14 protein-coding genes are annotated in these 11,902 nt (G+C 64.3%); 9 read left to right on the top strand and 5 right to left on the bottom strand.

Annotation, left to right across the window (positions count from 1 at the left end; genetic code table 11):
• Positions 1-54 precede the first annotated feature (54 nt).
• Positions 55-183 carry an entericidin A/B family lipoprotein gene (locus IC614_RS06570; RefSeq protein ID WP_200970571.1) on the bottom strand — a complete coding sequence of 43 codons (129 nt, stop codon included), beginning with the start codon at positions 181-183 and terminating at the stop codon, positions 55-57.
• A gap of 337 nt (positions 184-520) precedes the next feature.
• Between IC614_RS06570 and IC614_RS06565 the strand changes: the two genes are divergently transcribed.
• Positions 521-775, top strand: a complete 255-nt coding sequence (locus IC614_RS06565) for a hypothetical protein (protein WP_200970570.1) — start codon at positions 521-523, stop codon at positions 773-775.
• 12 nt (positions 776-787) lie between these two features.
• Here IC614_RS06565 and IC614_RS06560 read toward each other — a convergent pair whose 3' ends face one another.
• Both IC614_RS06560 and IC614_RS06555 read right to left on the bottom strand, forming a co-directional pair.
• Positions 788-2,347 (bottom strand): sensor histidine kinase, encoded by a 1,560-nt coding sequence (locus tag IC614_RS06560; RefSeq protein ID WP_207791096.1) that lies wholly within the window; start codon positions 2,345-2,347, stop codon positions 788-790.
• Positions 2,348-2,386: 39 nt separating this feature from the next.
• The gene (locus tag IC614_RS06555) at positions 2,387-2,587 is read right to left on the bottom strand and encodes a NepR family anti-sigma factor (RefSeq protein WP_226372589.1); all 201 of its coding nucleotides are present in this window, start codon (positions 2,585-2,587) and stop codon (positions 2,387-2,389) included.
• 288 nt (positions 2,588-2,875) lie between these two features.
• Between IC614_RS06555 and IC614_RS06550 the strand changes: the two genes are divergently transcribed.
• The 3 genes from IC614_RS06550 to IC614_RS06540 all read left to right on the top strand — a co-directional run bounded on the left by IC614_RS06550 (position 2,876) and on the right by IC614_RS06540 (position 4,612).
• Positions 2,876-3,673 (top strand): response regulator, encoded by a 798-nt coding sequence (locus IC614_RS06550; RefSeq protein ID WP_200970568.1) that lies wholly within the window; start codon positions 2,876-2,878, stop codon positions 3,671-3,673.
• A 71-nt stretch (positions 3,674-3,744) separates the two neighbouring features.
• The gene (locus IC614_RS06545) at positions 3,745-3,882 is read left to right on the top strand and encodes a hypothetical protein (RefSeq protein ID WP_200970567.1); all 138 of its coding nucleotides are present in this window, start codon (positions 3,745-3,747) and stop codon (positions 3,880-3,882) included.
• Between the two features lie 82 nt (positions 3,883-3,964).
• Entirely contained in the window at positions 3,965-4,612 is a 648-nt protein-coding gene (locus IC614_RS06540; protein WP_404829115.1) for a sigma-70 family RNA polymerase sigma factor, read from the top strand.
• Positions 4,613-4,717: 105 nt separating this feature from the next.
• Here the strand turns inward: IC614_RS06540 and IC614_RS06535 are convergent, their stop codons facing one another.
• Entirely contained in the window at positions 4,718-4,897 is a 180-nt protein-coding gene (locus IC614_RS06535; protein WP_200970566.1) for a hypothetical protein, read from the bottom strand.
• A 74-nt stretch (positions 4,898-4,971) separates the two neighbouring features.
• Here IC614_RS06535 and IC614_RS06530 point away from each other — a divergent pair, with 74 nt between their 5' ends.
• Together IC614_RS06530 and bcp are read left to right on the top strand one after the other, a co-directional pair.
• Positions 4,972-7,686 (top strand): bifunctional [glutamine synthetase] adenylyltransferase/[glutamine synthetase]-adenylyl-L-tyrosine phosphorylase, encoded by a 2,715-nt coding sequence (locus IC614_RS06530; protein ID WP_200970565.1) that lies wholly within the window; start codon positions 4,972-4,974, stop codon positions 7,684-7,686.
• Complete coding sequence (gene bcp, locus IC614_RS06525; protein ID WP_200970564.1) at positions 7,686-8,150, top strand: thioredoxin-dependent thiol peroxidase; 465 nt, start codon at positions 7,686-7,688, stop codon at positions 8,148-8,150. The genes IC614_RS06530 and bcp overlap by 1 nt, the downstream gene beginning before the upstream one ends.
• Positions 8,151-8,175: 25 nt before the next feature.
• Here bcp and IC614_RS06520 read toward each other — a convergent pair whose 3' ends face one another.
• Positions 8,176-8,925, bottom strand: a complete 750-nt coding sequence (locus tag IC614_RS06520; protein WP_200970563.1) for an enoyl-CoA hydratase-related protein — start codon at positions 8,923-8,925, stop codon at positions 8,176-8,178.
• Between the two features lie 93 nt (positions 8,926-9,018).
• Between IC614_RS06520 and IC614_RS06515 the strand changes: the two genes are divergently transcribed.
• From IC614_RS06515 to IC614_RS06505, 3 genes are all read left to right on the top strand, one after another.
• On the top strand, positions 9,019-9,999 hold the full coding sequence (locus IC614_RS06515; protein WP_200970562.1) for an MBL fold metallo-hydrolase: 981 nt from the start codon (positions 9,019-9,021) through the stop codon (positions 9,997-9,999).
• A complete protein-coding gene (locus IC614_RS06510; RefSeq protein WP_200970561.1) occupies positions 9,996-10,838 on the top strand; it encodes a ferritin-like domain-containing protein in 843 nt (280 codons plus the stop codon). Before IC614_RS06515 ends, IC614_RS06510 begins: the two co-directional genes overlap by 4 nt.
• 100 nt (positions 10,839-10,938) lie before the next feature.
• Positions 10,939-11,847, top strand: a complete 909-nt coding sequence (locus IC614_RS06505) for a M23 family metallopeptidase (RefSeq protein WP_200970560.1) — start codon at positions 10,939-10,941, stop codon at positions 11,845-11,847.
• Positions 11,848-11,902 lie beyond the last annotated feature (55 nt).

Here is an 11,902-nt window from a genome sequence, read left to right as displayed (position 1 = left end):
ACGAAAAAGGCGCCCCGAACGGAGCGCCTTTCCCACATGATTTACAGCGGATGCTTAGTCCGCGGCGTCTTCGACCGCTTCACCGGCCGATTGGACGTCTTCGCCCACGCCTTCGATGGTGTTGCACGCACCAAGGGCAAAGCTCGTGGTGAGGGCGAAAAGCGCGATAATCTTACGAACCATATCCATCACTCCTGAAACCGTCCTGGCGCGCCAATCGCGTTCGGCGTGCGGGGAGACCCACCTTCAATGCCCGCCGCGCCTGCTGGTTCCACGCACGTCATGAAAGGATAAGCGAAACGCCCTTGCAAGACGCCGTCGCTTCACTCCGTAAGCGGAGCGCACCAATGAAAAGGAAGGGCTTTAAAAAGTTTTGAGCCCGGAGGCGCTACCGGGGGGGGGGGGAGGTTAGCGCGTCCGGGCTCATGTCTTGGATAGCGAGAGCGGGGGGGCAAAAGGTCACTATCCAAACTGCACAACGATGTTGGCAGCGGGTGGTTCCATACAAAATTCCAAAAAAATGCGCAAAGTAAAAATAATTTTTCCAGGCGCCGAAGGGATTGGAAACCCTAAGGGAAAAAGGCGGTTGATTTGGGGAAGGAGTCCGAAAACCGTGTCGAAGCCCGTAAAAACGCCGCCGCATTCCGATATCGACGGAGTGCATCAGGATAGAGTTCATGTGATCGATGCCGCCAATGCCGCCGGCCAAGGGGCGAAAGAATTGCAGAAGGCGAAAAAACGGACGGTCGCGCGTCCGAAAGGGGGTCAATCCTAGGATTGGGCAGCGTCAGACGATTGTGATCGCGAGCGAATAGCAGCCGGTTTCGACATCCTTGTGCATCGTGCTGCGCAATTGGCGCGACAATCCGGTGATAATCCGCTCAAAACGCTCTGTAAGGGTGTCCGCGCATGCCGCTTCCGGCTTCAAGCTGTCCGACATGATGGACAAAAGCGCCGTGCCGTCGCCGCTGTTGGACAGGGAAATCATCACGCTCCGCGCCCCGCAGAACATGCCATATTCGACAATTTCGGTGATGAGGAAGGCGACCGAGACCGCGACATCCTGAGTCACGTGAACCGGGGCGACGTTGAGGGCGATCGCCATATTGGCGGCGCTGGAAGGCGCTGTGCCGCGCAGGTTGGAGCTCAATTCGGAAATGAGCGGCTTCAACGCCACGCCGCGATTTTCCTCCAACTCCGCATAGTGATTGCGATGGACGACGGCGAGCGCGTCGACGCGCCGCTGGATCGAGGCGTAAGCCGCCGCGACGCCCTCGTCAGGCGAGCCGCGCGAATGGATGTTGAGCAGAGAGGCGACGACCTGGAGGTTGTTCTTCACACGGTGATGCACCTCCCGCACCAGCTTCCTCTGGCGCTCCACGGCGTCCTCCAGATCCGCTTCGTGGCGGGCGACGGTGCGGGTCAATTGTTCGAAGGCGTCGCCGAGATCCCGTATTTCCTGCGCCGGGGTGCGGATCAGCGGCAGATAGAATTGCCGGTCGCCGGGCTGGTAGGCCGACACCACTTTCTGCATGCGCACGAGCGGACGCAGAAGAAGGCGGCTGACGATGACCCAGCCGATGGCCGCCGCGCCGACCCACATCAAGACGGGGAGCAGGATCATCACGAATTCATTGGCGCTGATCGGCACGGCGCCCGCGACGAGACGAAGCTCCAAACCGTCCGGCGTCAACGGTTTCGACAGGCTCACCGTCTCGATCAGCGGGCCGCCGCGAAATCCGTCGGTCAACGATATGGATCGTCCGCCCTGCACCATGTCGAGCGTGAAATCTTTCGGGGAATCCGGTGGAAGGGCGAGCCGCCTCAAGGCAGCGATCGGCAGTTCGCCCACGCCTTCGACACGCCCGCCCGCCCCGAACAGGGTGAAGCGCAGCGCTTCGCCCGTGGAAAGCAATTCGGTCACTGCTCCACTGCGTTCCAGGCTCTGCGGTATGTTGGGCGGCACGAAGCCGGGGGTCGCGCAACGCACTTCGCTATTCTGGCCGTAAAGGGCGTAACGGCCTGCGGTCTGGGTGCCGCTCAACCGGCGGAGCGTGGCTTCGCAGACCTTGGATTCGGGCGGCGAGAATTCCACCGCCGCAGTGGCGGCCCCGATGGTGAGGCCGATCCGAGACAAAGCGGAATCGATGCGCTGGGCCGCCACTTCCAAACGGGCCTCGGCCTCGGCCTGCCGCTTGTTGCGATTTTGCTGCGCGCTCTGGACGGAAGCAAGTATCGCAATGACCAGGAGAGGGAGGAGGCACGATGCCAGAATAACTAGCATCTTGGGGCCTGTCGGCAATCGCCCGAAAGCGGATGCGATCCGGCTGTTGCTGAGAAAATTCACGCGCCTAGTGCCTCGTTCGCCGCCCTTTGGGCGGCACCGTTAGCCGAGCTTTCCGAGCAGATCGAGCATTTCGGGCGGAATATCTTCGTTGATCGTCTGCTGATAGACCGAGCGCAGGGCATGGCCCACTTCCGGCGAAGCAGGCTTCTTCTTGCTCTTCGGAGCGAAGTCGGGGCCGTTGTCTGGCAGATTGTCGCTCTTTCGCCGGCTGTCGCCGTCTTTGTCGTCGTGAAAGTTCAAAGTCTGTACCCCTCGCGGCACGGCCGCGCCCGCAATCCATCATCAATATGCCCGGACGGCGGAAGCGCTTCCGCCCCGGGCAGCACGAAAAATTGCAAGGCGAAATAAATTGCCTGCAGTGGCATGGAAACAAAAAACTGCGCTGTTGGTTCCATGTTTCGTGTGAAGGGCGGGCTGGGCCGGTTTCTTCGTGCAGATAGGTCATCGGGCAGGCGCCGCGCGGCGGGCTTGCAAAGCGCGGGGCGGGTTCTCAACTATCGTCCCGGTCATGAAGGAGTCGTAACGAATATGTCGCTAGGCCAGGAACTCGCGCCTCACCTTCCCTTTTTGCGGCGCTATGCGCGCGCCCTGACGGGCTCGCAGCAGCATGGCGACGCCTTCGTGCGTGCGACGCTGGAGGCGATCGTCGCGGCGCCGGACGATTTTCCACGCGATGTCGACGCGCGCCTTGGTCTTTACCGGACCTTCCATGCCATCTGGTCGACCGCCAATATCGAAGAGGATCCGGGCGCGGGATCCGGCTTCGAGGATGCCGAAGGCATTGCCCAAGCCCGCCTCGCGCGGATCACGCCCTTGTCCCGCCAGGCCTTGTTGCTGACGGCCATGGAAGGCTTCACGCCCGAGGATACCGGCTATCTGATCGGTGCCGAAGCGGACGAGGTCGAGCGGCTTGTCGCCGAAGCGCTGGAAGAAATCGAGCGCCAGACGCGCGCCGAAGTCCTCATCATCGAGGACGAGCCGATCATCGCCATGGATATCGAAACGATCGTCCGCGATCTCGGCCATACGGTGACGGGCGTCGCGGTGACGCGCGACGAAGCGGTCGCGCAGGCGCGGGCGCATCGACCGGGCCTGGTTCTGGCCGATATCCAGCTCGCCGACGACAGCTCCGGCATCGACGCGGTGAAGGATATCCTGGCCGAATTTTCGGTGCCGGTGATCTTCATCACCGCCTTCCCGGAACGTCTGCTGACCGGCGAACGCCCGGAACCGACCTTCCTCATCACCAAGCCGTTCCAGCGTTCGACGGTGAAGGCGGCGATCGCGCAAGCCCTGTTCTTCGACACGGCGACCGTTCCGGCCTAGCAACATTTGGAACCCGCCAGCGCGTGCCGCGTTGGCGGGTTTCACGGATTTCGAAGGGGAGCGTCCCATCCATGGACGAAGGCGAGCAACATATCGGAACGACCGAAGCAAGGGCCGGCGCAACGCCGCGCATGACGCGGGTCATCCTTCCCATATCCCTCTTTCTCGTCATCATTCTCTTCGCGATCATCCTGCTCATCTGGCGTTGATTACCCACGACATATTACGGGGTGCGTCCGCTCCCCAAATCAGCCATGGATGTCAGATGCTTACCGCCTTCACGGGGGATTTATGATGGTTGGCGAAACGCCCACCGCGGTACAAGATAACGGCAATCCGGACGTCCTCGTCCCGTTGCCCGACGACGAATTCAAGGACCAGCTGGCGCAGGTCATCCCGCATCTGCGCGCTTTCGGGCGCTCTTTGTCCGGTAGCCGCGATCTCGCCGACGATCTGGTTCAGGAAACGCTGCTCAAGGCCTGGGCCGCGCGCAAGCGTTTTCAGGCGGGCACCAACATGCGCGCCTGGACCTTCATCATCCTGCGCAACCTGTTCCTGTCCCAGATGCGCCGCGCGCGTTTCAAGGGCGAATGGGACGAGATCACGGCGTCCAAGCTGCTCGCGGCGCCCGCGAGCCAGGATCGCCATGTCGAGCTTGGCGACATGCAGCGCGCGCTGATGCATTTGCCGCAGCCCCAGCGCGAAGCGCTGATTCTCGTCGGCGCGGGCGGCTTCGCTTATGAGGAAGCGGCGGAGATTTGCGGCTGCGCCGTCGGCACCATCAAGAGCCGCGTGGCGCGCGGGCGTGTCGCGCTCGAGCAATTGCTGAGCGAAGGCAATCTTCCGTCCCGTCGCGAGCACCGGACCGACAGCGACAAGACCGCGCTTCAGACGATCATGAACGAAGTCGACGACCTCAGCCGCGATCGCGAATTCTGATCCGCGCGATCGCTTATTCTATTCCGGACTGCCTGCGGGTTGAGCCTGTCGAACGTGCGGCAGGTTTTCGTACCCAATATTATGCAATGCAAATGGCGGGCACGCTTAGTCGAGGCGGGCGAGAAGATCCTCAAAGCCCTTCAGGCAGCGCAAGTCGCCGCCAACCTGGAAAGCCTCTCTTAGGGCATTGCCGAGCCCGGCATGTATGGTCGGCGGGGCGACCTTTACAAAGCGCCGGGACGTGGCATTGACCATGGCTTCGTTTCTCGGGTTAATCCTATCCACGCCGGTAGAACGTATGTTCTTTGCGAGGGTTGCAAATATTGCGCGTGTAGAACGGAACGGGTCCGGGATGTGACATGGCGGCTACAGTGGATGTACCCAATATTAACAACGCTTTGGCCCGGGCGCGGGATCATAGTCCTTATTTGAGACTCCAGCTTGAGACCTTTCCCGACATCCCGGCCGTCTTGATCGAGAAAGGTGCGGATGCCGCTATCCTTGCAGCGGCGGGAAAAGGCGAAGCGGATCTTCCGGCGGCCGCGGCGATCCGCCGTGAACGCAACGCGTTCGCGCTCGCGCTCGGCCTCGGCGATCTCGCCGGGCTCCTGCCGTTGGAACGGGTGGTGGAAGAATTGTCGGATCTCGCGGACCGCTGCCTGGAGCGGGCGGTGCGAATGGCCATCGCCGAACGCACGCCCGGCGCGACGCCGGAAGGGTTCGTCATACTGGCGCTCGGGAAGCATGGCAGCCGCGAGCTCAATTACTCATCCGATGTCGATCTCATCTTCCTGTTCGATCCGGAACGGTTGCCGCTGAAGCCCCGGGAGGAGCCCGGACAGGGCGCGGTGCGGATCGGCCAGCGGATCATCGAGCTGCTGCAGAAGCGGGACGGCGACGGTTATGCGTTTCGCGTCGACCTGCGCCTGCGCCCTTCTCCGGAAGTCACGCCGATCGCGCTCCCGGTCAACGCGGCCATCTCTTATTATGAATCGACGGCCCTGCCCTGGGAGCGGGCCGCCTTCATCCGCGCCCGCGTCGTTGCGGGCGACAAGGCCTTGGGCGCCTATTTCCTCGACGCCATTCATCCCTTCGTGTGGCGCCGTTCGCTCGATTACGGCGCCCTGGGCGAAATCCAGACGATCAGCCGCCGCATCCGCGACCATTATGCGCAGGGGCAGGCATTGGGACCGGGCTTCGACCTGAAGCGGGGCCGGGGGGGTATCCGGGAGATCGAATTCTTCGCCCAGATTCATCAGCTGATCCATGGGGGACGGGAGCCTGCGTTGCGTGCGCCCGCGACGCTCGACGCGTTGGCGGCCTTGCGCGATGCGGGCCGCATTCCCGGCGACGAAGCGGCGCTGCTGAGCGATGCCTATCGCCTGTTCCGGACGATCGAGCATCGCCTGCAAATGGTCGACGACAAGCAGACTCACAGTCTGCCGGTCGCGGCCGATGCGCTGACCAACGTCGCCCGTCTTCACGGCCTTGCGGACGGGAGCGACCTCCTCGCGCTGATGCAAGAGCCGGTGGCCGGAGTGGCGGCCATTTATGGGCGCTTGTCCGGGCAGGAGGAACGCCGCCTGCCGCGCGGCGTCGAGGCGCTGGAGGCGCAGCTTGCGGCATTCGGCTTCCCCGATCCTGCGGAGGCGCGGCAGCGCATCGAAGGATGGCGGTCGGGCAAGGCGCGGTCGCTGCGCACCAATGCCGCGATGGAGGCGTTCGAAGCGATGCTGCCCGCCCTGATCCAGGCCCTTGGCACGGCGCCCAACCCGATGGGCGCCATGAACCGCTTCGACGACGTCGTCGAGCGGCTTCCCACCGGCGTCAATTTCTACCGGCTGATCGAGGCGCGGCCCGCCTTGACCGATGTGCTGGCGACCCTTTTGAGCCATGCGCCGGTGCTGGCCGATCAGCTTGGGCGGCGGCCGCAGCTGCTTGACGGACTGATCGACGACACCGCCTTTCTGCCCGCTCCGCCGGTCGAACGCCTCATCGCCGCCTTCGCGCGCAACGAGCGGCAAGGCGAGGATTATCAGATGCTGCTCGACCGGGTGCGGCGCCGCGTCAACGAACGGCGCTTTGCCTTGGGCGCCCAGCTCATGCTCGCGCGCACCGATCCGCTGGAAGCGGCCGCCGGTTATGCGCGCGTCGCGGAGGCGGCCATCCAGGTGCTGGCCGATGCCGCCGTGGCGGAATTCGAAGCGGTGCATGGCAAGGTGCCGGGATCGGAATTGCTGATCCTCGGCCTTGGCCGCCTCGGCGGGGAGGCGTTGACCCATGCGTCCGACCTCGACCTCGTCTATCTGTTCACCGGCGATTATGGCGCGCGTTCCGATGGCGGGAAGCCGCTCGGCGCCACCGATTATTTCAATCGCCTGGTGCGGCGCATTTCGGCGGCGCTGAGCGTGCCGACCGCCGCCGGCCCGCTTTACGATGTCGACACGCGGCTGCGGCCATCGGGAGAAGACGGCCTTCTCGCCGTGTCGCTGGCGAGCTTTTCAGCCTATCAGCGCGACCATGCCTGGACCTGGGAGCATATGGCGCTGACCCGCGCCCGGCCGGTCTACGGCTCCCCCGCCGGGCGAGCGGCGTTGAAGGCCGCGATCGATGCCGTCCTCTCCGCGCCGCGCGATGTCGAACGGCTGGTCGCCGACGCGGCAAGGATGCGCGCGGACATGGCGCGGCACAAGCCGCCGTCCGGGCCGTTCGATATCAAGCTCGGCCGGGGTGGCTTGGTCGACCTCGAATTCGCGGTTCAGACGCTTGCTCTCGGCTACCAGACCGGCTTGCGGCCGCAGCTTCCCGCCGCGATCACCGATCTGGCGACCGCCGGACTGGTTCCGCCGGACATCATGGCGGCGCACCGGTTGCTCACCGGCATGCTGGTGATGTTCCGGCTGGTGTCGCCCAATTCGGCCGAACCCGCCGAAGCCTCCCGCCCGCTCGTTGCGCGCGCGTGCGGCGAGGAAAGCTGGGACGCGCTTCTTGCCGCGCACGATGCGGCGCGGCAAAGCATAAGCGCGTTATGGGACCGGGTGTCCGGCGCGCGTGCAGACGAGGAGAAACTGTGATGATCGAAGTGGGTGACAAGGTTCCGGACCTGGCATTGCTGGGCATGGATGGAAAAAGGGTCAGCCCGGCCGATTTCAACGGTCAGAAGCTCGTCATCTATTTCTATCCCAAGGACGACACTCCCGGTTGCACGCGGGAGGCGCAGGATTTTTCGGCCCTTGCCGGCGAATTCGAGAAAGCGGGCACCTGGGTCATCGGCATTTCGAAGGACGATCCGGAAAAGCACCGCAAGTTCACCGAAAAATACGGCCTGCGCGTCTCGCTGGTCAGCGACGGCGACGGCAGCGCGTGCGAAGCCTTCGGCACCTGGGTGGAAAAGAGCCTCTATGGCCGCAAATATATGGGCATCGACCGGGCCACCTTCCTCATCGACCGCGACGGCGTGGTGAAGGGCGTCTGGCGCAAGGTGAAGGTGCCTGGCCACGCCCAGACGGTGCTGGATGCGGCGCGGGAATTGACCTGAAGCCCCGCTCTGGCGGGGCGCGCGTTCAGGCCGCGGATTTCTTGGCGAAGAAGGACAGGAAGGCGGCGCGCGCTTCCGCCGATTGCAGCCTCTCGCCAAAGGCGCGGCCTTCCGCTTCGATGCGGTCCATTATTGTGCCGCCGGTATCGCGGATGAACGCCTTGGCGATGCGCACCGCTTCCGCGGGCTTGGCCGCGACCTCGCCGGCAAGCGCGGCGACGCGCGCCTCGAGCGCGGCGGCCGCGGCGATTTCGCTCGCGACGCCGTAGCGCAGCGCTTCCTCCGCATCGAAGGGCGCGCCGAGAATGAGGTGCTTGGCGGCGATGCGGGGGCCGACCATGCGGGGAAAGAGGAGGGAGCTTGCCGCTTCGGGCACCAGTCCCAGGTCGATGAAGGGCATGGTGAAGACCGCATCCTCCGCCGCGACCACGAAATCGCAGTGGAGCAGCATCGTGGTGCCGATGCCCACCGCCCGGCCCTGCACGCCCGCGATCAGAATTTTCGGGAAGGCGGCGATCGCCTGCAGGAAGCGGTAGACCGGCTGGTCGGTACCGACCGGCGGCTGGGCCATGAAATCGTGCAGATCGTTGCCGGCGGTGAACATGTCGCCGCTGCCGAGGATCGCGACGACGCGGATCGCATCGTTCGCCGCCGCCCTCTCCAGCGCCTCTGCGAGCGCCGCATACATGGCGACGGTGATGGCATTTTTCTTGTCCGGCCGGTCGAGCCTTAGGGTCATGACCGGCTCGTCGGTGGCAATCAGAACATCCGCCATGCCTCTCTCCTTCGCTTGCCGGGTGCCGCAGTTCCGCCATCGGGTCAACAACAACGGGTCGACGGCGCGCAAAGCCCCCTTTAGACCATCGGCATGCGGTCGACGCTCCATCCTTCGCTCGTCAACGGCCGGTCCGGCGATCCGGCGCTGTTCGTCGATACCCTGCACCAGCGATCCGCTCTTCTCTTCGACTTTGGCGACCTTTCGGCACTTGGCGCGGGCGACCTCCTGCGGGTCAGCCATGCCTTCGTGACTCACATGCCGATCGATCGTTTCATCGGTTTCGACACGTTGCTGCGCACGCTTGTCGGGCGGGACAAGACGGTGCGGCTGGTCGGGCCCGAAGGCTTTGCCGACCGGCTCTATCACAAGCTCCAATCCTACGAATGGCATCTCGCCAATCTTTGTGCCGCCGACCTTGTCTTCGACGTTCTGGAGGTCGAACGCGAAGGCTGGGCCCGTTCGGCGCGATTCCGCTTCCAAAGAAAATTCAGCCTGGAGGATGAGCGGGAGTTCAGCATCGAGGATGGCCTGATCCTGGTTGAGCCGGAGCGGGAAGTGCGTGCCGCGATCCTCGACCATCATGGCCCCTCGCTCGCCTTTGCGGTCCAGGAGCGCGCCCATGTGCGGATATGGAAGAAAAGACTGGACGCACGCGGGCTTCCCATGGGCACGTGGCTGCAGACGCTCAAAAAAGCGATCATGCTGGGGGCGCAGGACGATTGCCCCGTCCCCACGCCGAAGGGCCTGTTGCCGCTCGCGGAATTGCGCGACCTCGCCACGGTGACGGACGGGCAGACGCTCGTCTACGTGGCCGGTGCCGCCGACACGCAGGCGAACCGGGACGCGATCGTCAGGCTGGCGCGGGGCGCCGACATGGCGTTCATCGCGGCCCCCTTCGCCGCTGGCGACGCCGATCAGGCGCGGCGGAGCGAGCATCTCACCACCCGGGCGGCAGGCGAGATCGCCCGCGCGGCCGGAGTGCGAAGGATCGAGCCTTTCCATTTTTCGCCGCATCATGCGGGGGAGGAGCATATGATGGCGGAAGTGAGAAAGGCGTTCGAGGCAGCATGAAGAGCGTTGCCGATGCGGCGCGGGCGGTGCTGCAGGCCTCCGCGCCGCGCGACAAGGTGAAGATCGCCCGTACGGCGGCGCGGCTCTGGCGGCAGGGCGCGCTGGCGCACAGCTTCGATGCCGCCATGCCCGCCCGGCCGGCGCGCCCGGAAAAGCCGGACCTCCTGCCACCCGCCCAGATGCCGAAGCGCGGCAAGGGCGGATCGGAGCGCGGCCGCATCGCCATGCTCCACGCGCTCGCCCACATCGAATTCGGCGCGATCGATCTGGCGTTCGACATGGCGGGCCGCTTCGGCGGCGCATTCCCGCGCGCGTTCATCGACGATTGGTTCGGCGTTGGCGCCGACGAGGCGCTGCATTTCGCCTTGCTCGACCGGCGCCTGCGCTCGCTTGGCAGCCATTATGGCGCGCTGCCCGCCCATGATGGCTTGTGGGAAGCGGCGGAAAAAACCGCGCACGACGTGCTCGCCCGCCTCGCCGTCGTGCCGATGGTGCTGGAAGCGAGAGGGTTGGACGTGACGCCATCGACGATCGAACGCTTCCGGGCTGCGGGCGACGAAAGATCCGCGACCATTATTCACCGCATTTACCGCGATGAAATTCGCCACGTCGCGGCCGGAACGCGCTGGTTCAAAAACGCTTGCGAATCTCGCGGATTGGACGCGGTTGGTCACTGGAAATGGTTAATCGAAACCTACTTCCGGGGCCTTTTGAAACCTCCATTCAACGATTCAGCGCGCGGTGAAGCCGGTTTGTCCCGCGATTTTTATGCAGGGGTTGCGGCTGGAAAAAAGTCCGAACAGGGTCCGGTCACGTCATGGGGTGGGCAGACTTCCTGACAGAGCAAATGACATAGAGCGACCTGAAAAGGCCTGCTTGTCATTCGATTTGGTCGCCATCGCGTGGCCGTGCGTACCAGATAGGGACCGCCGGATAGTTATGACGAATATTGCTTCAACGACCAACCGGGCTGGAAAGTTTCCTGCGATCTTTAAGCGTCGCGAATTTTTTTACCATGATGGCAAGGGCTTACGCCGTTTCAGCCTGAGCGTCGAAGCGCAGCTTTCCGGTGCCGCCTTGATGCTGGCGCTTCTCCTCTGGTCGGCCCTTGCTGCCGCCAAGCTCATGATCGCCGCGCCGGATGGCCGCGTCGCGCAGATGGAACGTCAGGTTCAGTCCATGCAGGCCGATGTCCAGGCTCTGAAGCGCCACGCCGCGCAACGTTACGGCAGCACCGCGGCGGCGGTCGAGAAGCTCGGCCTCGCGCCAGAGCGGTTCACCGGCACCGGCGGCCCGTTCGAGGCGGTCGAGCCGCTGAAGACCGCCGATCCCAATTTCAAGTCGCTGTTCACCAGCTGGAAGAAGCTCGACCAGCTCGAGCAGGGCACGATCGCCATTCCCTCCACCATGCCGGTGAAGGGCACCGCGCTCACCTCCAAATACGGCGTCCGTTCGGATCCGTTCCAGGGCCGCGCCGCGATGCACGCCGGCGTCGATCTCGCCGGCCCGCTCGGCACGCCCATCTATGCGACCGCCGACGGTTATGTCGAACGTTCCAACTGGGTTGGCGGCTACGGCAACCTCGTCGAGCTCAATCACGGCAAGGGCATCCAGACCCGCTACGGCCACCTTTCCAAGGCGCTCGTCACCCCGGGGCAGCGTGTGAAGCGCGGCGACCTGATCGCGCTCATGGGCTCGACCGGCCGTTCGACCGGCAGCCACCTTCACTATGAAGTCCGCATCGACGGCAAGGCCGTGAACCCGATCCCCTTCATGCAGTCGAACGAATATCTCGCCGCCGTCCAGCGCCGCGCCGCCCTTGCACTTGGCGGTCCCGGCGGCAACTGATCCGCCGCGACATCCGCCGTTCAGGGCCCGTCTTCCACAAGAAGGCGGGCCTTTT

The organism is Sphingosinicella flava (assembly GCF_016025255.1).
GTDB lineage: Bacteria > Pseudomonadota > Alphaproteobacteria > Sphingomonadales > Sphingomonadaceae > Allosphingosinicella > Allosphingosinicella flava.
The sequence above is the reverse complement of the archived record's forward strand: the minus strand, read 5'-3'. Positions and strand labels throughout refer to the sequence as shown.

Coding starts and splice junctions, on each gene's coding strand:
- IC614_RS06510 (WP_200970561.1), top strand. CDS start 9,996: ATGAAGAGCGTTGCCGATGCGGCGCGGGCGGTGCTGCAGGCCTCCGCG.
- IC614_RS06550 (WP_200970568.1), top strand. CDS start 2,876: ATGTCGCTAGGCCAGGAACTCGCGCCTCACCTTCCCTTTTTGCGGCGC.
- IC614_RS06545 (WP_200970567.1), top strand. CDS start 3,745: ATGGACGAAGGCGAGCAACATATCGGAACGACCGAAGCAAGGGCCGGC.
- IC614_RS06565 (WP_200970570.1), top strand. CDS start 521: ATGCGCAAAGTAAAAATAATTTTTCCAGGCGCCGAAGGGATTGGAAAC.
- bcp (WP_200970564.1), top strand. CDS start 7,686: ATGATCGAAGTGGGTGACAAGGTTCCGGACCTGGCATTGCTGGGCATG.
- IC614_RS06570 (WP_200970571.1), bottom strand. CDS start 183: ATGGTTCGTAAGATTATCGCGCTTTTCGCCCTCACCACGAGCTTTGCC.
- IC614_RS06515 (WP_200970562.1), top strand. CDS start 9,019: ATGCGGTCGACGCTCCATCCTTCGCTCGTCAACGGCCGGTCCGGCGAT.
- IC614_RS06540 (WP_404829115.1), top strand. CDS start 3,965: ATGATGGTTGGCGAAACGCCCACCGCGGTACAAGATAACGGCAATCCG.
- IC614_RS06520 (WP_200970563.1), bottom strand. CDS start 8,925: ATGGCGGATGTTCTGATTGCCACCGACGAGCCGGTCATGACCCTAAGG.
- IC614_RS06505 (WP_200970560.1), top strand. CDS start 10,939: ATGACGAATATTGCTTCAACGACCAACCGGGCTGGAAAGTTTCCTGCG.
- IC614_RS06530 (WP_200970565.1), top strand. CDS start 4,972: ATGGCGGCTACAGTGGATGTACCCAATATTAACAACGCTTTGGCCCGG.